Origin of the sequence: Clostridium neonatale (assembly GCF_900465025.1) — a bacterium.
GTDB classification, from domain to species: domain Bacteria; phylum Bacillota; class Clostridia; order Clostridiales; family Clostridiaceae; genus Clostridium; species Clostridium neonatale.
The window spans coordinates 482,765-504,665 of record NZ_UICR01000002.1; the positions used below are offsets into that span (position 1 = coordinate 482,765).

General features: G+C 29.3%; 15 protein-coding genes and 4 pseudogenes. 8 read left to right on the forward strand and 11 right to left on the reverse strand.

Features of this window, described 5'->3' with window-relative positions:
• Window positions 1-20: 20 nt before the first annotated feature.
• Window positions 21-269, reverse strand: a pseudogene (locus CNEONATNEC86_RS22045) (diguanylate cyclase); the annotation flags it as partial.
• A 4-nt stretch (window positions 270-273) separates the two neighbouring features.
• Window positions 274-783: pseudogene (locus CNEONATNEC86_RS13855) on the reverse strand (purine-nucleoside phosphorylase); the annotation flags it as partial.
• A gap of 264 nt (window positions 784-1,047) precedes the next feature.
• Here CNEONATNEC86_RS13855 and CNEONATNEC86_RS13860 point away from each other — a divergent pair.
• Complete coding sequence (locus CNEONATNEC86_RS13860) at window positions 1,048-2,331, forward strand: Na+/H+ antiporter NhaC family protein (protein ID WP_159136242.1); 1,284 nt, start codon at window positions 1,048-1,050, stop codon at window positions 2,329-2,331.
• Between the two features lie 367 nt (window positions 2,332-2,698).
• Here CNEONATNEC86_RS13860 and CNEONATNEC86_RS21320 read toward each other — a convergent pair.
• The 6 genes and pseudogenes from CNEONATNEC86_RS21320 to polC form a co-directional block, all read right to left on the reverse strand.
• Window positions 2,699-3,176, reverse strand: a pseudogene (locus CNEONATNEC86_RS21320) (Crp/Fnr family transcriptional regulator); the annotation flags it as partial.
• A 5-nt stretch (window positions 3,177-3,181) separates the two neighbouring features.
• A pseudogene (locus CNEONATNEC86_RS13875) lies at window positions 3,182-3,490 on the reverse strand (copper homeostasis protein CutC); the annotation flags it as partial.
• Between the two features lie 125 nt (window positions 3,491-3,615).
• The gene (locus CNEONATNEC86_RS13880) at window positions 3,616-5,451 is read right to left on the reverse strand and encodes an ABC transporter ATP-binding protein (RefSeq protein ID WP_230131752.1); all 1,836 of its coding nucleotides are present in this window, start codon (window positions 5,449-5,451) and stop codon (window positions 3,616-3,618) included.
• A complete protein-coding gene (locus CNEONATNEC86_RS13885; protein ID WP_200848533.1) occupies window positions 5,444-7,177 on the reverse strand; it encodes an ABC transporter ATP-binding protein in 1,734 nt (577 codons plus the stop codon). The genes CNEONATNEC86_RS13880 and CNEONATNEC86_RS13885 overlap by 8 nt, the downstream gene beginning before the upstream one ends.
• Window positions 7,178-7,306: 129 nt before the next feature.
• A complete protein-coding gene (locus CNEONATNEC86_RS13890; protein WP_159136244.1) occupies window positions 7,307-7,834 on the reverse strand; it encodes a MarR family winged helix-turn-helix transcriptional regulator in 528 nt (175 codons plus the stop codon).
• A 511-nt stretch (window positions 7,835-8,345) separates the two neighbouring features.
• Entirely contained in the window at window positions 8,346-12,746 is a 4,401-nt protein-coding gene (gene polC, locus CNEONATNEC86_RS13895; protein WP_287553351.1) for a DNA polymerase III subunit alpha, read from the reverse strand.
• 385 nt (window positions 12,747-13,131) lie between these two features.
• Between polC and CNEONATNEC86_RS13900 the strand changes: the two genes are divergently transcribed.
• Window positions 13,132-13,908, forward strand: a complete 777-nt coding sequence (locus CNEONATNEC86_RS13900) for a class I SAM-dependent methyltransferase (protein WP_159136246.1) — start codon at window positions 13,132-13,134, stop codon at window positions 13,906-13,908.
• 396 nt (window positions 13,909-14,304) lie between these two features.
• On the opposite strand, the gene CNEONATNEC86_RS13905 is transcribed toward CNEONATNEC86_RS13900, so the two are convergent.
• Window positions 14,305-14,466 carry a zinc-ribbon domain-containing protein gene (locus CNEONATNEC86_RS13905; protein ID WP_058295796.1) on the reverse strand — a complete coding sequence of 54 codons (162 nt, stop codon included), beginning with the start codon at window positions 14,464-14,466 and terminating at the stop codon, window positions 14,305-14,307.
• Window positions 14,467-15,128: 662 nt separating this feature from the next.
• Window positions 15,129-16,889: a 1-deoxy-D-xylulose-5-phosphate synthase gene (locus tag CNEONATNEC86_RS13910; RefSeq protein ID WP_159136247.1), complete on the reverse strand. Its 1,761-nt coding sequence runs from the start codon at window positions 16,887-16,889 to the stop codon at window positions 15,129-15,131.
• 250 nt (window positions 16,890-17,139) lie between these two features.
• Here CNEONATNEC86_RS13910 and CNEONATNEC86_RS13915 point away from each other — a divergent pair, with 250 nt between their 5' ends.
• Entirely contained in the window at window positions 17,140-17,871 is a 732-nt protein-coding gene (locus CNEONATNEC86_RS13915; RefSeq protein ID WP_058295798.1) for a sulfite exporter TauE/SafE family protein, read from the forward strand.
• 519 nt (window positions 17,872-18,390) lie between these two features.
• Here the strand turns inward: CNEONATNEC86_RS13915 and CNEONATNEC86_RS13920 are convergent.
• On the reverse strand, window positions 18,391-18,594 hold the full coding sequence (locus CNEONATNEC86_RS13920; RefSeq protein WP_058295799.1) for a DUF1657 domain-containing protein: 204 nt from the start codon (window positions 18,592-18,594) through the stop codon (window positions 18,391-18,393).
• 306 nt (window positions 18,595-18,900) lie between these two features.
• On the opposite strand from CNEONATNEC86_RS13920, the gene CNEONATNEC86_RS13925 reads away from it, so the two are divergent.
• Genes CNEONATNEC86_RS13925 through spoVAE form a run of 5 tightly spaced genes read left to right on the forward strand, consistent with a single transcriptional unit; the run spans window position 18,901 to window position 21,845 of the window.
• Window positions 18,901-19,107, forward strand: coding sequence for a DUF1657 domain-containing protein (locus CNEONATNEC86_RS13925; RefSeq protein ID WP_058295800.1), 207 nt, complete (start codon window positions 18,901-18,903; stop codon window positions 19,105-19,107).
• Window positions 19,108-19,119: 12 nt separating this feature from the next.
• On the forward strand, window positions 19,120-19,980 hold the full coding sequence (locus CNEONATNEC86_RS13930; protein ID WP_125148581.1) for a DUF421 domain-containing protein: 861 nt from the start codon (window positions 19,120-19,122) through the stop codon (window positions 19,978-19,980).
• 11 nt (window positions 19,981-19,991) lie between these two features.
• On the forward strand, window positions 19,992-20,471 hold the full coding sequence (gene spoVAC / locus CNEONATNEC86_RS13935; protein ID WP_058295802.1) for a stage V sporulation protein AC: 480 nt from the start codon (window positions 19,992-19,994) through the stop codon (window positions 20,469-20,471).
• Window positions 20,472-21,473 (forward strand): stage V sporulation protein AD, encoded by a 1,002-nt coding sequence (gene spoVAD / locus CNEONATNEC86_RS13940; RefSeq protein WP_058295803.1) that lies wholly within the window; start codon window positions 20,472-20,474, stop codon window positions 21,471-21,473. It abuts the gene before it with no gap.
• Between the two features lie 18 nt (window positions 21,474-21,491).
• Window positions 21,492-21,845: a stage V sporulation protein AE gene (spoVAE, locus tag CNEONATNEC86_RS13945; protein WP_058295804.1), complete on the forward strand. Its 354-nt coding sequence runs from the start codon at window positions 21,492-21,494 to the stop codon at window positions 21,843-21,845.
• Window positions 21,846-21,901 lie beyond the last annotated feature (56 nt).

A 21,901-nucleotide genomic window follows, 5' to 3' on the forward strand; every position in this document is an offset into this window, starting at 1 on the left:
TTTTTAATTTTAACACTTCATTAGCTAAATAACCCTGCCCCTTCTATGATTTCCTGTTCCATAAATAAGCTTAAAACTGCTTCGTTATAATCACTTAACTTTTGTGATTTCTTTATTTTTTTATCATACTTTTTATTATCTGAAAATATGTGAATCATGTACCCCCATAATTCTTTCATTCTAAATATTGCATTTTTATCTTCATTAAATAATTCTATATATCTATTTAAAAGTTCATCATGAAAATCTTTTAATACTTCTTTATTTATATTTTGCTATTTCTTTTGCCTTATCTATAAGTTCTAATTTATATGGTTCTGACATATCTGGGAATCTTGTTCCAAGTCTTTCATCATTAACTCCAATTAAAGGATTATCTCCAAATAAGTTTATAAAATCTTTAATTAACATTAATGTTCCTGGTTCAAAACTTGTATTTATACCACCACATACGTTTGTTACAATTATTTTTTCTATTCCTAATCGCTTCATAACATAAACAGGATATGTTACTTCTTTCATTGTATATCCTTCATAATAATGAAATCTTCCTTGCATTAATAATACTTCTACATCATTTATTCTTCCAAATACTAATTTTCCTTCATGGCCTTTAACTGTAGGCACTGGAAAATTCGGAATACTTTCATATGAAATATCTTCTTTATCTTCTACTACATTAACTAAATCACCTAATCCAGAACCTAATATTACAGCTATTTTAGGCTTTCTATTTACCTTTGATTTAATAAATTCAACTGATTCCATTATTTTATCATACATACTTTTTCCTCCACGTTATATAATCTTTTATAGCCCCTCTTCCTTTAGTATATTATAATCAATTTCTAAAATTATGTTTATTCATACATGCTTTAATTATAATGTTGTTTAACTTTTTATGTCTGCTCAATCTACTCTATCGACATAAATCGAACTTAAATTATAGAAACTACAAAATAACTTGTGATTGTTCTTATAATGTGATATCCTTGAAAATTGTTAGCTTTGTTTATGAAAGCAGAAATTAAAATACGGAGGATAATCATGGAAAATATAAATGAAAGACAAAATCCATGGGCATTATTGCCAATTGGAGTGTTTTTAGTTATTTTTTTAGGAGTAGGTTTTTTAAGTAAGGATTTTTATACAATGCCTGCTATTGTAGCATTTTTAATTGCATTATTAGTAGCTTTTCTACAACATCAAAAACATGGATTTAATAAAAATATGAAGGTTATTTCACGAAGCATTGGAGATGAAAATATTGTAACAATGTGTCTAATCTTTTTAGCATCTGGAGCCTTTTCTGGTGCAGTAAAGGCTGCAGGTGGAGTAGAAAGTACTGTAAATTTAGGACTTAGTATTATGCCTTCAAATATTGCAGTAGTTGGTTTATTTATAATTGGATGTTTTATTTCAGTATCTATGGGAACTTCCATGGGAACAATTGCAGCCATGGCACCAATTGGAGTTGGGATTAGTGAAAAGACTGGAATTCCATTACCAATTTGTATTGGAGCAGTAGTATGCGGAGCAATGTTTGGAGATAATCTATCAATGATTTCAGATACAACAATTGCAGCAGTACGTACACAAGGATGTGAAATGAAAGATAAATTTAAGGAGAACTTTATTATTGTTTTGCCAGCAGCTATTATAACAGCAATATGTTTTTTTATAATTGCTGGAAATGAAACATCACAAAATTTTGGAAGTTTAGATTATAGCTTTATTAAGGTAATGCCTTATTTTCTTGTGCTAATTGGTGCATTAATAGGGATTAATGTATTTGTAGTACTCATTAGTGGTACTATCTTATCATTGATTGTTGGATTATCAACTGGAGCAATGAACTTTTCAAATATGTTTGTATCTCTAGGAGATGGAATAACTGGAATGTATGATATTACTATTATATCTATTATTGTGGCAGCAATTGTAGCAATGGTAAAAGAATATGGAGGAGTAAATTATATCTTACATGTTGTAAGAAAGAGAATCCGTGGAAAACGTGGTGCAGAGTTTGGTATATCTATTTTAGTATTATTGTTAGATTTATGCACAGCTAATAATACAGTGGCAATTGTAATGGCAGGACCAATTGCAAAAGAACTCAGCGATGAATTTGAAGTATCGCCAACTCGTGCAGCATCTCTTCTAGATATATTTGCCTCCTTAGGACAGGGTATAATTCCATATGGGGCACAATTGTTATCAGCTGCTACTTTATCTGGCTTGACACCAATTGCAATTATGAGATATCTGCCATATCCCCTTTTAATGGGCATTAGTGCAATATTATTTATTTTGTTTAGAAAGAGAAAATAAAATTAATAGTCTAATTTTTTCAATTAACAAATTAAACATAATAATTTTTTGCAAAAGTTTATGTTGCTATTCATACTAATGAAAATATTGATTCATAAAAGAATAAATATTATAAATAAGGATAATGGATATATTTGTTTAAACAAATATATCCATTATCAAAAATATAAATTCTAAAACAACTTCTTCTTTTAAAAAATATTATATGTCCAACTTCTTAGGCTGTGCAATCAAAGTAATTTTATAAATTAGCTTTAAATCAATTCTTCAACCCTTGCACCAATTCTTTATGGCTCGCATATTGGAGCAAATCTTTCAACAACGCAAGAGAAAGGTCATTTTACATAAAATTATTTTTAATTATATTCTAAAGTGGCTTTACATAAATATTCTTAGATAATTCTCTAAGTTTGTTTATATCTAATATATATATTTTTTTATCACCACATTTTATAATTGATTTTGATTCCATTTCTTTAAGAGTTCTATTCAAATGTCTATATGTTGTACCTAAGAATTGGGCAATGTCTAAATATGATGAATTCAAAATTATATAATTTTTGTCTGTAAGATGTTCAACTAAATAACTAGCTACCCTATTGATAAGTGGATATACAAAATTATATGAGCTATTATTAATCGTTCCATAAAGTTTTTCACTCAAAGAATCTACCAAATGGTGTAAAAGTTTTATATTATCAAAAATGCTTTTTTCTAAGTATAGTAGAAAGTATTGCTATCAAAAAAGTATCTTCTACTGCATCAATATTACAAAGTATAGGTATACCTTTTAAAAGTTCTAAATCTCCTATTGTATTAAAATCTTTATAAAACTTTAAAGTCATATAATTTCTTTATCTAGCTTAGCATCTTTAATAGCTCCAATTACTACTCCATGAGCTCCTAAATCCTTGCATAACTGTACATCATATTTCATTATTTCAAGTTCTTCTTTAGTATAAGTAAAGTTTCCTCCACGAGGTCTTATTATAACCATTACTGGTATATCTAATTTTTCTACTGTCTTTTTAATTGTTCCATAACTTGGAGTAGTTCCATCCTCCATTAAGTTGTCACAAAGCTCTATTCTATTTGCACCTTTTTCAGCAGCTAAGACAGCCTCATTATAATTTCCAACACAAGCTTCAAATATAGTCATATTATTCCCTCCAAGATAATTATTTTAGTGTGTCTTAAATCTTAAAAATATATTCATGGGACCTGGTCCATGCTCTTTTTTTTAGAAAAGTCCAGTTCATCTATTTTATCAAAGTTAATACAATATTAATAATAAAGTCCTTCTTTATCTTTATTAAATTGACTATTATAAAGCTCTGCATAAAAGCCATCTTTACTAAGCAATTCTTCATGTTTTCCACTTTCAACAATTTTACCATCCCTTAGGACAATAATTTTATCTGCATTTTTTATAGTACTTAGTCTATGAGCTATTACAAATGTTGTTTTGCCCTTCATCAAATTTAACATTGCTTTTTGAATTGCCATTTCTGTACGTGTATCAATAGATGAAGTTGCTTCATCTAGAATTAAGATAGATGAGTCCGTTAAGCTAGCTCTTGCAATTGCTAAAAGCTGTCTTTCACCATGAGACAAATCCCCTCCGTTATCTGATAAAACAGTATCATAGCCTTCAGGTAATTGCATAATAAAATGATGTGCATTAGCAAGTTTTGCTGCCTCTTCCACTTCTTCATCAGTAGCATTTAATCTTCCGTATCTTATGTTTTCTCTAACAGTTTCTGAAAACAAAAAAGTGTCTTGTAATACTATTGATATATATTTTCTTAGGCTATCTCTTTTAATACTATCAATATTTTTACCATCAATAATGATTTTTCCACTATCTATATCATAAAACTTAGTCAGTAAATTTATTATTGTAGTCTTTCCTGAACCAGTAGGTCCAACAATTGCAATTAAATTTCCTTTCTCTCCTTCTAAACTAAGACCATCTAGAATCATCTTATCTTTATTATATGAAAAGCTCACATTTTCAAAAGAAACTGTCCCTTCCATACTTTCAATATGCTCTGCATTAATACTATCTTCTTCTTTCTCTTCTTCTATAACTTCAAATACTCTCTCTGCACCGGCTAAAGCACTTTGTATTGTGTTAAAAATATTGAGAATATCATTAATTGGTCTAGTGAAATTTCTCATATATATGATAAAGGTAAAAATTATTCCTACAGATATACTTCCATTTCCTTGTGCAATTAAATATCCTCCACTTACGGCTACTATTAAATAGGATAAGTTATTAATAAAGTTGTTTACTGGACCCATAATTCCTGAAAAAGCTTGAGCATAGATTGCACTGCTTGTTAGTTTTTCATTTATTTCATTAAAATTATCTTTAACCTGTTCTTCTTCTGAAAATAACAATGTTGTCTTTTGACCTGAAACCATTTCTTCAATATAGCCATTTAAATCACCTAGATTTCTCTGTTGTTTAATAAACAATGGCTGAGTTTTAGTTGCAATGATTTTAGTGATAATTATCATTAAAGGAGTTGTCACAATTGTTACCCATGTAAGAATTGGACTTAAAATTAACATAGCTATAAACATTCCTACTACGTTAATAATTCCCGAAAAAAATTGTATAACACTTTGTGATAAAGTCGTATTAATATTATCAACATCATTGGTTAATCTACTCATGATATCACCGCTGGAATGCGTATCAAAATATTTTAAAGGCAACTTTTGAATATTTTTAAATAAGTCCTTTCTAATATTAGAAGCAGTTGTTTGTGCAATATAAACCATCAACCTATTTTGAAAAAAAGTTGTTATACTGCCTACCAAATATATTATTGCTAATATAATACAAATGTTTCGTAATCCGAGCATGTCCCTTTTTTCAATAAAATTGTCTAAAGTATAGCCATTCATTCTAGTACCTATGATATTTATTACTGTACTTATAAATGATAATAAAAATATTAAAGCTATTACTGTTTTACTGCTACCTATATATTTTATTAATTTTTTAATTGTTTCTGATGGATTTTTGAGTTTAATATTTTCTAAGCGCCTGCCTGGACCACCAGGTCTACCTGGCATTTGTATACTAAATTCTTTTGAATTAGCCAACTTTAATCACATCCTCACCAAATTGTAGAATTGCAATGCTTCTATATATTTCATTATTTTTTATTAAATCATCATGTTTTCCAATAGCATTAATAGTTCCGTTATCAAGTACAATAATCTTATCTGCATCTGCAATAGCTGATATTCTTTGTGCAATAACAAACATAGTTTTATTTTTCATTCTCTTTTTTATGGAATTTTGAAGTTTAGCTTCTGTTGCCATATCTAAAGCGCTAGTAGAATCATCCATAATAAAAATTTTACAGTTTCTAATTAAGACTCTGGCTATACAAAGACGCTGTTTTTGGCCGCCAGAAAAATTTTGACCTCTTTGCTCTACACTACTCTCATAAGCGTTTTCTTTTTTCATTATAAATTCATAGGCTTCAGCTTCTTTAACACTTTCTTCTACTAAATCTCTGTCTGCTTCAGCACTTCCAAACTTTAAATTTCGTTCTATTGTTCCTGAAAATAATGTATTTTCTTGAGTAACAAATCCAATATTTTTTCTAAGTTCTGCAAGATTTAAATCTTTTACATTTACGCCTCCAATTAGTATTTCTCCTTCTGTTGCATCATATAGTCTAGAAATCAAACTAACTAAAGTACTTTTACCAGCACCTGTTCCTCCTATTATGCCAATTTTTTCTCCTTCTTTAACTTGAAAACTTATATTTTTTAAAACATAATCACTATCTTCATTGTATTTAAAGCTCACATTTTTAAATTCAACATCATATTTTTCTGGCTTAATTGTTCCATCATTATTATTTATAGCTGGAACTATATCAAATATCTCATTAATTCTATCTGCTGATGCCTTTGCACGTGAAATATTTATTACAATACTTACCGCCATAATCAAAGCATTCATTATTTGAATTATATAATTTATAAAAGCCATAATGATACCTACTTGTATTAAGCCGTTGTTTACCATTATACCGCCAAACCACAATACACTTATTACAGCAAAATTCATTACTAAGGTTACAATAGGCCAAAGCATCATATTTATATTCTGAGCCTTTATACTCTCACTATTTAAACCATTATTTGCATCATTAAACCTGTTAAGCTGTTTATTTACTATATTAAAAACTTTAATTACCTGCACTCCTAAAATATTTTCACGCATAACCACATTAATATTATCTATTTTTTGCTGAACAGCCAAGAATAATGGAAATGATTTTTTCATTACTATAACAACTGAAATTAATATAATCGGAATTACTATTAAAAATATTATAGAAAGCATTGGACTAAGAATATAAGACATTATAAGCCCACCAATACATAGCAGTGGTGATCTTATCATTCCTCTCAAGAGCATTGTCACCATATTCTGAATTTGCATTACATCATTGGTTAATCTCGTTATTAATGATGAAGGTTTTAAATGATCTATATCTGCATATGATAAGGTTTGAATTTTATTAAATAATCCTGTTCTTAAATTTTGACCGAGCTTCATAGATGCTATAGAAGTAAATACTGAACATCCTGATCCACCTATTAGTCCAAGTATAGCTACAATAAGCATTTTTTTGCCTACAGTTAAAATGTAAGTTGTATCATTATTTACAAGTCCTATATCTATAATATTTGCTAATAGTGTTGGCTGAAGCAAATCCATAGAAACTTCTAAAATCATCATTATAGGTGCTATTATTGTACAAATAATTGCTGATCCTTTTAAAAATCTTAGCAATAATTTAATCATAATCTCTTTCATTCCTTTCTAAACTGTTTTCAAATATAAAAATAGGTATTGTGATGATTTTTCTTTAATAACAGAAAAATACTAGAAGTTATTCTAGTATCATCTGTAGTTCTTATTTGATAATCCTTACTAATCTTCAATCAAATGCTTATGATGATCTTTGTGACCATGACAATGGTGATGGTGCATATTTTTTTCGCAATCTCCAAATGTATCAGTTCCATTTATCATCTCAAGATTTTCATTAATTTTATTAATCATATCCAACATTTTTTCAGTTTCTTCTGTTGTAAGGCAGTTAAAAATTGAAGCTGATAATTTATCATTAACCTGGTTAAATCCATCAATGGCATTTCTACCAGTATCAGTAAGATAAACATGCATCACTCTGCGATCTTTCTCATCACTCTTTCGTATGATAAATGAATGTTCTTCTAAATTGCTCAACATTTCTGTTAAAGATGATGGACGAATATCCATCATCTCTGCTAAGTCACGTTGTATTATTCCATCATTTTTTGAAATCAAAAATAATAACCTGATCTGTCCTCTGTTAAGGCCTTCTATTGGTGGCATTATACGATGTCTACTTCTGTGCATCTGTCTATTTAGACGCTGCAGCGCATTATATAAATTATTTGAAATTGTATCTGACATATTAAATTCCTCCTATTTTGGTTACTTATTTATAATTGATTAGGTACCTAACAATTTGATTATAATTGACGAATTTTCTAATGTCAATAATTTATTTAGGTACCTAATTATATTGCTTAGCTATATGAATACTTCATATTGGCATTTAAATACAGTTATAACTTATATTTTTATAGCCTATATTATAATACAATATCTTTTATTAAAGGTAATCTTTTAAGCCGTCGATTTTTTTCAGCACATTCTGGATTTTCTGAGCGAGCCTGCGAAAAGGCCAGGCGCATATAATTTATTTTTTATTCTTTAGGTACTATATATTATTTTTAAAATCTAATCCAACATTAGTTGTCCACAGGCTATTCTGCAATATAATTTCCTAAAGAATAAAAAATACTAAGTAATCATAATTTAATATAATTGCTTAGTATTTCTTCTATTCTTATAGATAATTAAAATTACAGTTCTTAATTTATAAACTCAATTAAAATGTTATTACCTTCTATAAAAGTGGTTACGCCATATCAAAAAAGCTTACTTGATCACTTTCTGAAAGATCATTTAAACATCCAAATTTTCTAAGTAAATCTGTAGCTGAGTTTCCTATTTTAGCTCTCTTTTTCAAATTATCTATTGAACTTATAGGAGTATCTTCACGAACAGCATTATATATAGATTCTGCTGCCACATTCCCCATACCAGATATACTATTTATTGGTGGTCTTAATCCATCCTCTTCTACCTTAAATTTAGTTGCATCTGATTTATATAAATCAATTGGCAAGAACTTAAAGCCTCTTTCATACATTTCTAAAACTATCTCTAAATCATCATACATATCCTTATCTTTTGGTGCAGCATCATTTCCCTGCAGGCTGATTTCCTTCATTTTTTCTTTAACTTTTTCTTTTCCAAAAATCATAAATTCTGCATCAAATGCTTTTGCTCTTATTGAAAAATAAGCTGCATAATATGCCTTTGGTATATGAACCTTAAACCAAGCAATTCTAAAAGCCATCATAACATAAGCTGCTGCATGGGCCTTAGGGAACATGTATTTTATCTTTTTACATGAATCTATATACCATTCAGGTACATCATGTTCTCTCATTAGCGCTTCATATTCTGCCCATTTTTCTGGATCTTTTAATGCTTTACCTTTACGAACAAGCTCCATTATTTTAAAAGCAGTATTTGGTGGAAGTCCTTTTTTAATTAAATAAACCATAATATCATCTCTACAACATACTGCATCACTGATACTTGTTATTACTCCTGAATCAATTAAATCCTTAGCATTTCCAAGCCATACATCAGTACCATGAGATAATCCTGATATACATAATAAATCCGAAAATGTTGTAGGAAGTGTATCTAAAAGCATTCCTCGAACAAACTTAGTTCCAAACTCAGGTATTCCAAAAGTCCCAACTTTTGAATTTATCTGCTCTGGTGTCACTCCAAGAGCTTTTGTTGATGAAAATAGTGACATTGTTTCCTTATCATCAAGATGTATCTTTTGTGGATCAACTCCTGTAATATCTTGAAGCATTCTTATTACCGTAGGATCATCATGGCCAAGTATATCGAGTTTCAAAAGATTCTGATCAATAGAGTGATAATCAAAATGTGTTGTTATAATATCTGACTCAGGATCATCTGCTGGATGCTGAACTGGACAAAATTCATATATTTCTCTTCCTTTTGGAACAACTATTATTCCTCCTGGATGCTGCCCTGTTGTTCTCTTTATTCCTGTACATCCTTTTGATATTCTTGTTATTTCAGCTTTATTAGCAGTTTTATTTCTTTCTTCAAAATATTTTTTTACATATCCAAATGCTGTTTTTTCAGCTACAGTACCTATTGTTCCAGCTTTAAATGTTGTACCTTTACCAAATATAACTTCTGTATATTTATGTGCCTTTGCTTGATATTCTCCTGAGAAGTTTAAATCTATATCTGGTTCTTTATCTCCATTAAACCCAAGGAAGGTTTCAAATGGAATATCCATTCCGTCTTTATCTAGATTTTCTCCACACTGTGGGCAGACTTTATCAGGTAAATCAAATCCATTTTTATATCCATAATCCGTAAAATCTGAATACTTACATTTTGGACATCTATAATGCACTGGAAGAGCATTAACTTCTGTTATACCTGTCATATATGCAACAACAGACGAACCAACAGATCCTCTTGATCCCACAAGATATCCATCTTCATTTGATTTCCACACAAGCTTCTGTGCAATAATATACATTACCGAGAATCCATTTTTTATAATAGAATCTAATTCTCTATCAAGTCTATCCTGAACAATCTTTGGAAGCGGATCACCATATAGTTCATGTGCCTTTCCATAAGCAATATCCTTTATTGTCTGCTCACATCCATCTATATGCGGTGGACATTTTTCTGGTGAAATTGGACTTATTTGTTCACACATATCTGATATTTTGTTTGTGTTTGTTACAACAACTTCATATGCTTTTTCTTCTCCAAGATATGAGAACTCTTCAAGCATCTCTTCTGTTGTTCTTAAATATAATGGTGCTTGATTATCTGCATCTTTAAATCCCTGACCGGCTTCTAATATACGCCTGTAGATTTCATCTTCTGGATCCATAAAATGAACATCCCCTGTTGCCACTACAGGCTTATTAAGTTTTTCTCCAAGTCTTATTATTTGTTTATTTATTTCTTTTAAATATTCCTTATCTGGCACATTCCCATTTCTTATTAAATAATCATCATTGCCAAGAGGCTGAATTTCTAAATAATCATAATCTTTTGCTATATTTTCGATTTCCTCATCAGATTTTCCAAGTAATATGGATTGATAAAGTTCTCCTTCACTGCATGCACTTCCAAGTATTAAACCTTCAGAATATTTCTTATACATACTTTTTAATATACGTGGTTTTTTGTAGAAATAATCTAAATGTGAAAATGATACAAGCTTATATAAATTTTTTAATCCAGTATAATTCTTTGCAAGTATTATTGCATGATGAGTTCTAAGTTTTTTATATGCTACTTTTTTAGATTCTTCATCTGAAGCATATTCTTCTATATCTTCAAGGGTTAATGCTCCTCTTTCCTTTAACATGTCAATCATCACATTAAATACCTTAACAGTAGTATCAACATCATCTAATGCTCTATGTGCAACCTCTACCTTTATGCCAAGATTTTTAGCTATTCTTCCTAATTTATAAGTTTTATAATCAGGAAATAAATCATGCGCTAAAGTCAATGTATCTAAATATGTGAAATCAAAATCATGCCCTAAAACTTTTGCATAATGCTTTAAAAATCCAATATCAAAGTCCGCATTATGAGCAACCAAAACAGTATCTTTAATAAAATCAAGCATTTTAGGGAATACCTTATCTATTGTTTCTGCATTCCTTACCATATCATCAGTTATGTTAGTAACTTCAACTACTCTTTGAGGAATAGACTTTTCAGGATTTACAAAAGTACTAAACTTATCAATTACTTTTCCATCTTGAATTTTCATTATTCCTATTTCGGTAATTTTCTCAAGCTTTGGAGAAAAACCTGTAGTTTCAAGGTCTAGCACACAATATGTTGTATCAATGCTCTGCCCCTTTATGTTGGTTACAGCTGGCTTTTTATCTGGTGCTAAATAAGCTTCTACTCCATATATTATTTTCATATCTTTATTATCTCTTCCAAGCAATTTATGTGCCTCAGGAAATGCCTGCACAACACCGTGATCTGTTATAGCTATAGATTTCATGCCCCAGCTCATAGCTCTTTTAATTAAATCTGTAGCACTTGTCATAGCATCCATTGTGCTCATTTTTGTATGCATGTGAAGTTCTACTCTCTTAACTTCTGAGTTATCTTTTCTTACGGTTTTCTTTAATCCATTTGTCTCAATTATGATATTAGCAATAATCTCAATTTCCCCTGAAAATTTGCTATATCCAGAGTTGCCAAAAAGTCTTACACCTTTAGCTTTTTTAAGTCTTGATAAAACTTCATCACTTTTCTCTGGCTTAAGGAAGGACTTGCAGCTTATAGAACTTGAATTGTCATATAAATCAAAAGAAACTAGAATCTTTCCACTTCTAAGTTCTTTTGTTTCCATGTTTGAAATTTCTCCCTCTACAGCAACCGTTCCTTCATATGGTGAAATATCAGTAATTTTAATAACTGGCTCTTTAATATTTGCACTTCTTCCTAATATTAAAAATGGATTATCCTTTTTGCCTTTATCTTCTTTTTTTGATTCACCTTTTGAATCACCTTGGTTAAATGAACCACTTTTAGAATAAGGATTTCCCATAATCTTCTCAACTGGCTTTGATTGCGGAGTTTTTGGGTATGATGCATCAGATTTAAGTTCATTTTTGATAACAGCCATTCTCTTTTTATGCTCTTCTTCATTTAATTTAAATAACTCTTCATCTGTTATATCATCAATAAAGTTTATTGTATATGATTTTCCATACATATTTCTTAAAACATCTTGAATTTCCTTGTCATAATTTAATTCCTTAAGCATATGTGATACAACAATCTTAAAATTAAAATTTATTTTATTATCTTTTATTTCATATTCACAGCTATTTAATGCTGCTTTTAATAAAGGATGCTTATCACCAAACCTAGTCATTATATTTTCAAAAGTTTCTTCTATTGGTTTCTGCTTTACTTCATCTGTATACATAATGGTTATCTTAGAATCATTTAGGACAAATCTCTCTTTAATAAAATTATTAAGTCCTTCAATTTCACTAAATTCAATATATTTATCAGAAGTAATCTTCAGCTCTAAAATCTTGCTTTTTTTCTTTAAAACAACTCCATCTACAATTGCATTGCTTATGGTAAATCCCGCTTCATAGTCACTAAAAACTTCATTTATCCTTTTCATTATTCTTTCAAACCTTTCTTACAAATGATCTTTTAGTATCTTTATATTATATAATTAATACTATAATTTGTCATATTATAAAAATAATCATAAATATACATCTTTTTAATAAATACTCCATTTATCTCTCTATATGTATTTCCTTCAACATTTAATACATTTTTGGCATGTATATATTTTTATTTGGTAGCATATTTTCACACTTGATTTATATGGTTTTATGGTTTAGAGTAATTAATGTTGAATAGAAAAAATCAATACAAAGTGCAGAGAGGTCTTGCTTTGCTATGTAAAGTGAATACCATGAGAGCTTTAACCATACAAAAAAACGATTTTTTATTCTTATTCAATAATTTCTATCTTAATAATAAATGGAGAACATAAAAAGATGACAATAGAATTAGAAAAATACTACAATAAATTTTGTGAAGATAAAAGATTAACAAGAAGACATGGACAAGTTGAATATATTACTTCCATGAAGTATATTCATGAATATCTAAAAGATAAGGAAAATGCAAAAATCTTAGATGTTGGTGCAGGGACTGGTAGATATTCTGTACAACTAGCTAATGAAGGATATGATGTTACTGCTATTGAGCTTGTAAAGCACAACCTAGGTATTCTAAAATCAAAAGGAAGTACAGTAAAAGCAATGCAGGGGACAGCATTAGATTTATCAAGATTTCAAGAAAATACTTTTGACATAACATTGGTGTTTGGACCAATGTATCATTTGTATAAATTTGAGGACAAAGTAAAAGCGCTACAAGAAGCAAAGAGAGTAACTAAATCAGGTGGTGTTATACTAGTAGCATATTGTATGAATGAATATAGTATATTAACATATGGTTTTAAAGAAAATCATATTCGTGAATCTATTGAAAATGGTAAAGTCAATGAGGGTTTTCACGTTATATCAGAACCAGAAGATTTATATGATTATGTAAGGATTGAAGATATTAATAAGTTAAATGATAAAGTAAAACTCCAAAGGATAAAGCTAATTGCAGCAGATGGACCCGCTAATTATATGAGACCTGTTTTGAATTCTATGGATGAAGATACTTTTAAGATTTTTATTGATTATCATCTTTCAACCTGTGAAAGACAAGATTTGCTGGGTGCAAGCGCACATACCTTAGATATTTTGAGAAAAGAATAATGAAAATAAATATAATATTTAGTTTCCGATAAATTGTTTATTAGAGCATAGCATATTAATATCCACCAAGAACCTTGGCAAGTTTAGTAAAAATAAACTGAGACAGTTTCTAAGCTCGGATAAAAAGGCTTAAAACAAATTTTTGGCTCATCATTAATATTCCCTAATTTTTTCTAGACATAAAAAAGATATAAAAAAGGAGATAACTAAATTAATAGTTGTCTCCTCATTATTTATATGGAAAGTAGCTTTTAGGGATAAACTACTAATGAACCCTGTATTTCATATATTTATTTCTATAAAACACTTACATTCTTAATACATTTCATTCACCGTTTTTCTTATTTGCTAACTAAAGAAAGTTGTGATAAAACTCACAACTCTAAAGTTCAAAAATTATCTTCTATTTCTATTATTTTGATCTTTTCTTGCTCTTCTACAAGCTGGACATCTAACTGGTTCATTATCAAAACCTTTTTCTTTGTAGAATTCTTGTTCTCCTACACTGAAAATAAATTCTTCGTTACAATCTTTACATACTAATGTCTTATCTGTCATATTAAATTCCTCCTTATTTATTAAAGATCAATATTAATTAATATAATTCTCTAATCAGGAGAAATCTACAACTAAAAAAATCTTTTAACTTAATATGTTATAATTATAACATTAATAATATCTAATTGCAAGCTTTTTTATTTTATACGTGGTAGAAGGAATTTTTTAAAGAAATATCTACTCATATACATTCGTAGGTATAAGAGATTCACACCAAATCACATATTGGGGTTCTCTACTTAAGAATTTACTTATTTATTGTAGTATGTAACTAAAAAATAATTTCTACATACTTACTGAAATCAGTATTTTTAGGTATAATATATACTAAAAACCATAAATAGCATTAATTATGAGTTTAAAGAAAACAAAGAAATTCAATATATGAATACCCGACTCATATTCATTCGCTGGGTCAGCGATTCACACCAAACCAAAGATTTTGGTTCTCTGCTTATGCGTAGTATTGTATTGAAAATTTGAGTTATTAAATTTTTAGACAGAGGCTGTTCCAAAATTGTTTGTCCAACACTTGTTGTTGGAGCAAACATTTTTGGGCACAGCCTCTGTCTGTAGAATTTTTAACTCAAATTTTCCTACAATACAAGCATATCATATATTGAATTTTGGTTGTTATCCACTAAACTCTGATTCTACGTAATTTATTTAATAATCTTCTTAATATCAGACACTATCAATTCTTCTGTTAAATGATATCTTTCATATAATTCATCTAGTGGAACTTTATCAGTAAATTCTTTTTGTGCTCCAAAATTTAATACCTTCATGTCTTTATCACCATAGAATCTTGAAATCTTTTCACCAAATCCTCCATCAAGTACTCCATCTTCTAAAGTTATAACTAATTTATGATCTTCTAATAAGCTTGCTAATAAGTTTTTATCTATTCCGCTTATAAATCTAGGATTAATTAATGTAGCATTTATTCCTGTTTCTTTCTTTAATTTTTCCTTTACCCTCTTTCCTAAATGATAGAAACTTCCAAGCCCTATGATTGCTACATCTTTTCCTTCTTCAACTTTTTCATATGTATTTATATTACTAAAGTCTGGTTTAACTTCAATTCCTGTTGATATTAGTTCTGTATTTGGAACACGTATAGCAACTGGGCAGCTTCCTTGTTCTATTCCCCATTCCATCATTGCAAGATATTCTTCTTTATTTGTTGGTGCAAGATAAACTATGTTAGGTATATTACATATTAATGGTATATCAAATATTCCAAGGTGAGTAACATCTCCCCCTGATATTCCTCCACTATAAACCATAATAAGAGCTGGATTATTATTTATAGCTAAATCTTGTGATAATTGATCATAAGTTCTTTGTATAAATGAACTCATAAATCCTACTACTGGCTTTCCACCTTGTGATGCTATTCCAGATGCAAGAGCCACTGCATGTTCTTCAGCTATTCCTACATCAATATATTGATCTTTAAATTCTTCTCTAAATGAAAGTAAATTAACTACTCCTGGAGTTGCTGCTGTAATTGCTACCACTTTCTTGTCTTCTTTTGCTTTTTCCATTAAAAACTTTTCAGTTATACTTCCATAAGTATCTTTGTTATCAAATTTTATTAAAGGTTCTTTTGTTTCTAAATCAAAAGGCATAACCCAGTGGAAAGCTTCCTTATTCACTTCTGCATCCTTGTACCCTTTACCTTTTATTGTTTTAATATGAACAATAACTGGATGATCTATATCTTTAACTTTTGAAAATGCTTCTACAAGAGACTCAATATTATTTCCATCATTAACATAATAATAATCAAATCCTAATGCTTTAAAAAAGTTATTTGAAGCCGTACCATTAGTTTCACGAAGCAGTGCTAAATTTTGATAAAGTCCTCCGTAGTTTTCTGCTATAGACATATCATTATCATTTACAACTATTATTATGTTCTTTCCAGATGCTGATGCATTATTTAAACCTTCATAAGCTTCTCCGCCGCTTAAAGAACCATCACCTATAACAGCTATAATATTTTCATTTCCACCTTTTACATCTCTAGCTTTAGCAAGTCCACATGCTAAACTAACTGAAGTGGATGTATGCCCTACAGTAAAGAAATCATGTTCACTTTCATTAGGTTCAGTATATCCAGTAACAGTTTTATATTCATCCGGATTTATAAATGCATTTTTTCTTCCAGTTAAAATTTTATGTGGATATGATTGATGAGATACATCATATACTATTTTATCTACTGGTGAATTAAATACATAATGAAGAGCAACTGTTGCTTCAACCATTCCTAAGTTTGGTCCAAAATGTCCTCCTGTTGTACTTACTTTTTTTATTAAAACCTCTCTTATCTCATTAGATAATTCTGTTAATTCATTACCTGTAAGACTTTTTAAATCTTTTGGTCCATTGATTTTGTTCAAAATATTTAACATTCTAGTACACTTCCTTCACTCTTATAATCAACTTCTAACTCAGTGTAGCACTTGAAGTTAACTCCAAGTCAAGTATTTTTTATCCTCATTAATTTTTATCTGCATAATAAACCTCAATATAATTATAAAATATAGTAATATCTTTATTGTTTTGATTAGTATACCATATTATAATCATATTATAGTACAACGTTCCTATTAGACATGCATGTTATTTAATAGTATTATAATTATGGAAGAAGGAATTTTAATGATAATAATTGCTATTATAGCCACAATAACTGCTTACATCATTAAAGGTATGTGTGGTTTTGCAAACACATTAGTTTTTAGTTCAATTATGAGCTTTACAGCTAACAATATTAATATAACTCCCACTGAACTTTTACTTGGATATCCATCAAATATATTTATTGCTTATAAACAACGAAAATGTCTTTCAAAAAGAATATGGCTTCCATTATCACTTTTGGTTATAGCAGGAATAATTCCCGGAGCTATATTTTTAAAAACGGTAAACACTCAATTTCTAAAAATATTTTTTGGTCTATCGATAGTTACTATATCATTAGAAATGTTTTTAAGAGAAAGGCAAAAAGAAAAAAATAAAAGCTCCAAAATTGTACTAACAATAATAGGAATAATATCCGGCATTCTTTGTGGATTATTTGGCATTGGTGCATTTCTTGCTGCATACGTAAGCAGAACTACTGACAATCAAAATGAGTTTAAAGGTAATTTGTGCATTGTTTTCTTGATTGAAAATACATTTAGAATCATTTTGTATATATTAACAGGAATTATAAATCTAACCATATTAAAAGCTGCATTATTGCTTATTCCTTTTATGGCTATTGGATTATATATTGGCAGTGTATTATCTAATAAAACAAGTGAAACAGTCATAAAAAAAGTTGTTATCATGCTTCTTATGCTCTCTGGTGTTTCACTTATTATAAATAATATAAGTCATATTATTTAGTCACTTATTTATAAATTCATAAAATATAAATATTAGATACTTTTCTACACAGCTATTTCTTAGAAAATTCTCATATATGACAACAGCTTCTTAGAACATAAAAAAATCGCCAAGGCGACTATTATATAGTCTTCTATAAAAATGCAAATACAATAGAATACAATAGCTTTTATAAAACGTAGTCCTTTAAGCCGTCGATTTTTTTCAGCGCACTCTGGATTTTCTGAGCTTGCCGAAGAAAAGGCCAGGCGCATATAATTTATTTTTTATTCTTTAGGAACTATGCATTAGTCTATTGCAATATTTTTTAAATAACTTATCCATATTTATATATTCTTTTATACATTCAAAATTCAGAAATAATTTCAAATCTTATTATATATTATTCATAGAAATAATTATAAATATTAATTGGTTGAAAAATAATAACCTCATTTCAATAGACATCATATTATAAAGTAATACTATATCTATTAAAACAAGGTTTATTTTTATCTTCTCAAAGTTAACTCAATAATATTAATTATTATATTGAGGTTCTTCTTGCTTTACAAAGTCTAGTCTTGATTGAATTTGTTGTTCTACACTATCCATTGTAGTTGCAAGTTGATCAAACATTTGTTTTGCTTCTTGATTATCTGTATCTAAAGAAAATGTCTTCATATCTGCAGCTAATCCTTTTGCACTAGCTAATGCTGTCTCTAGTTTAGTTCCTGTTGGCATAAAAATCCCTCCTTCAATGTAAATCTATTTTTTATTGCAACTATATTTTTGTTCATAATCAATTTAAATATTCAACTTATCATAATGAAATATCTTCCTTAAATAAATATATCCTATATTTATTTAATTTAGTGTATATAATTTCTATTAATAAGTATAATAAACCTTAACTCTTCTTATCCTACATATCCTTGGAAATTTTCTTTAACATTTTAAATAAATATTTACATTGTTATATGAATTAAAACTAATATTACTGGTTAAAGTAAGTTAGTAAGCAATTTAAACTATAAAGGAGACTTTTTTATGACTGCTATTTCAAAAGTTAAAGAAACATTAGCTACACTAAAAGGAGCTGAAGCAACTTTAGAAATGTATTCATTACAAGAACGTGATAAAGACGCTAAGAGAATTTACAATGAAGCATCTAAAGAAATACATAAAATCAAAGCTGATTTAGAAAAGAGAATAGGATTTATGGAGTTTGAGGAACCCCAATACAAAGGCAACTAAGTGAGGTGACATATGAATACTTGGTTAATAATATTATTTAATTCAATCGTTTTATTTTTTTTAACTTTAATTATAACAAAATATATAAAGAAAAAAACCTTATCAAGAGCTACTCCATTTGACTTCATTTCTTATGCAGTCATTGCAATTATAATTTCTCTAATATCTTTAAATATAGTTCCTAATATTTATTTTGGATTAATTACATTGGCTGTTTGGGCTCTTATGCCTCTTATTTTAGATTATGCTTCTATGAAAAGCAAAGTAATCTACAATCTAATAAATGGCAAAGAAAGAGTTTTAATAAAAAATGGCAAGATAATGGAAGATAACTTATCTAAAGAAAGAATTACAGGCGAGGAGTTTTTACAAGAAATGCGTTCAAAAAAAGCATTTAACTTAGCTGATGTAGAGTTTGCTGTAATGGAAACAAATGGAGAAATTAATGTTAGTTTAAAAGCTGATAAAAAGCCAGTAACTTCCTATGATTTAGGAAAACAAGTAGCATCTAAGGCTGAACCACAAGCAGTAATTTTAGATGGGAATATATTAAATGAGGGTCTTACTAATGCCGGATTAAATCATGATTGGCTTAAAACTCAATTAGAAATAAAAGGTGTCACACTTGAAAATGTTTTTCTTGGTCAAGTAGATTCTTCTGGTGATTTATATGTGGATCTTTTTGACGACATGATACAGGTGCCAAAAACACAAGTTAAAGAAATGCTATATGCTAGCATAAAGAAAACTCAAGCAGATTTTATTTCATTTTCTTTAGATTGTGACGATAAAGATACAAAAACTATGTACTCAAAAAATGCTGAAAAATTAGAAGAGATAATAAAAAAATTAGAGCCATACTTATTACGTTAGAAGGTGAATATATGTCAAATATGAAAAAGAAAAAAATGACTGCCACTCAGCAGGAATATGATAAATTAGTAAATAAAATAGAACCTAAAAGGCCTATTTTTAAGAATTGTATAAGAGCATTTCTTGTTGGAGGTACAATATGTACAATCGGTCAAATAATACAATGGATTTGTATGAACTATTTTAGCTTTGATGAAAAAACTTCAGTATCTCCAACTTTAGTTGTTTTAATATTTTTCGCCGCTTTATTTACTGGTCTTGGAATTTTTGATCATTTGAGTCAATGGGCAGGATGCGGGACTGCAGTTCCTATCACAGGCTTTGCTAATTCTATAGCTTCTGCTTCAATTGAGCATAAAAGTGAAGGATTTGTACTTGGGGTAGCTGGAAACATGTTCAGCCTTGCAGGTGCAATTGTTGTTTATGGAGTTTTTGCATCTTTTATAATTGCTACAATAAAAATGACAATAACTTGGTTAGGAGCGATGTAAATGCTTAAAGGACATCAATCTTGGATTTTTAATTCTAAGCCTACAATATTAGCTTCTGCAGCTGTTGGCGGACCATTTGAAGGCAATGGTGCTTTAGCTAATGACTTTGATATAATTGGTGAAGATTTATGGTTTGGGCAGGATAGTTATGAAAAAGCTGAAAAAACTATGCTTGAGCATGCCTGTCAAAGAGCAATCCAAAAATCAAATTTAAGAAAAGACGATATTAACTTTTTTTTAAGTGGAGATTTAATGAATCAAATTATTTCCAGCAGTTTTGCTGCCAGAACTTTAGGAGTTCCTTATTTAGGAATATTTGGAGCCTGCTCTAGTTCTATGGAAGGTTTATCATTGGCAGCCCAATTAATAGATAGTAATTCTGCAAAATATGTTGTAGCTGCCGCAAGCAGTCATAATGCGGCAGCTGAGAAACAATTTAGATATCCTACAGAGTATGGAGTACAAAGACCACCTACAGCTCAATGGACAGTAACAGGAGCTGGTGCCTGCATCCTTGGCCCAAATGGTGATGGTCCTAAAGTAACTTCTGCCACTATAGGAAGAGTTGTAGATATGGGTATTTCTGATCCTTATAATGTTGGTGCTGCCATGGCTCCAGCAGCTGTAGATACAATAGAAGCTCATTTTAGAGATTTAAATATTGATGCTTCTTATTACGATCTTATTGCTACAGGTGATTTAGGAAAAGTTGGTCATGAAATTGCCAATGCTTTATTTGAAAAGCATGGAATAAATATGCCCATAGACATATTTACTGACTGTGGACTATTAATATATAAGAAAGAACAACCAAGCTTTGCTGGTGGCAGCGGATGTGGATGCTCTGCTACTGTAACTTATGGACATTTGCTTAATCGTATGCGAAAAGGTGAATTAAAGAAAATGCTTATTGTTGCAACAGGAGCATTAATGTCTCCTATATCTTTTCAGCAAAAAGAAAGCATACCTTGTATTGCTCATGCTGTTTCTATAGAAATGTAAAAAGAGGTGTTATAAGTTATGGAAAAATTTATTTTTGCATTTATAATAGGTGGTCTGATATGTGTTATTGGTCAACTTATAATGGATATTTTAGAGATTACTCCAGCACACACAACATGTACATTAGTTGTAATAGGAGCAATCCTCGGAGGATTTGGACTATATGATCCTTTAGTTAAATTTGCAGGTGCAGGTGCATTTATACCTATAAGTAGTTTTGGAAATACTCTTGTGACAGCAGCTATAAAAGAAGCAACTGAGACTGGCTTTATAGGAATATTTACTGGAATGTTAAAGACAGTAAGTGGCGGAGTTTCTGCTGCAATAATCTTTGGCTTTCTTGCTGCTATGATATTTAAACCTAAGGGGTAATAATAATTTACAATTGGCAATATATATTGCCAATGAAAGTCTATTATCTATAACTA

Excerpts from the sequence above, each read along its gene's own strand:
- CNEONATNEC86_RS13860 (WP_159136242.1), top strand. The coding sequence starts at position 1,048 with ATGGAAAATATAAATGAAAGACAAAATCCATGGGCATTATTGCCAATT.
- CNEONATNEC86_RS13885 (WP_200848533.1), bottom strand. The coding sequence starts at position 7,177 with ATGATTAAATTATTGCTAAGATTTTTAAAAGGATCAGCAATTATTTGT.
- CNEONATNEC86_RS13890 (WP_159136244.1), bottom strand. The coding sequence starts at position 7,834 with ATGTCAGATACAATTTCAAATAATTTATATAATGCGCTGCAGCGTCTA.
- CNEONATNEC86_RS13900 (WP_159136246.1), top strand. The coding sequence starts at position 13,132 with ATGACAATAGAATTAGAAAAATACTACAATAAATTTTGTGAAGATAAA.
- CNEONATNEC86_RS13905 (WP_058295796.1), bottom strand. The coding sequence starts at position 14,466 with ATGACAGATAAGACATTAGTATGTAAAGATTGTAACGAAGAATTTATT.
- CNEONATNEC86_RS13910 (WP_159136247.1), bottom strand. The coding sequence starts at position 16,889 with ATGTTAAATATTTTGAACAAAATCAATGGACCAAAAGATTTAAAAAGT.
- CNEONATNEC86_RS13915 (WP_058295798.1), top strand. The coding sequence starts at position 17,140 with ATGATAATAATTGCTATTATAGCCACAATAACTGCTTACATCATTAAA.
- CNEONATNEC86_RS13920 (WP_058295799.1), bottom strand. The coding sequence starts at position 18,594 with ATGCCAACAGGAACTAAACTAGAGACAGCATTAGCTAGTGCAAAAGGA.
- CNEONATNEC86_RS13925 (WP_058295800.1), top strand. The coding sequence starts at position 18,901 with ATGACTGCTATTTCAAAAGTTAAAGAAACATTAGCTACACTAAAAGGA.
- CNEONATNEC86_RS13930 (WP_125148581.1), top strand. The coding sequence starts at position 19,120 with ATGAATACTTGGTTAATAATATTATTTAATTCAATCGTTTTATTTTTT.
- spoVAC (WP_058295802.1), top strand. The coding sequence starts at position 19,992 with ATGTCAAATATGAAAAAGAAAAAAATGACTGCCACTCAGCAGGAATAT.
- spoVAD (WP_058295803.1), top strand. The coding sequence starts at position 20,472 with ATGCTTAAAGGACATCAATCTTGGATTTTTAATTCTAAGCCTACAATA.
- spoVAE (WP_058295804.1), top strand. The coding sequence starts at position 21,492 with ATGGAAAAATTTATTTTTGCATTTATAATAGGTGGTCTGATATGTGTT.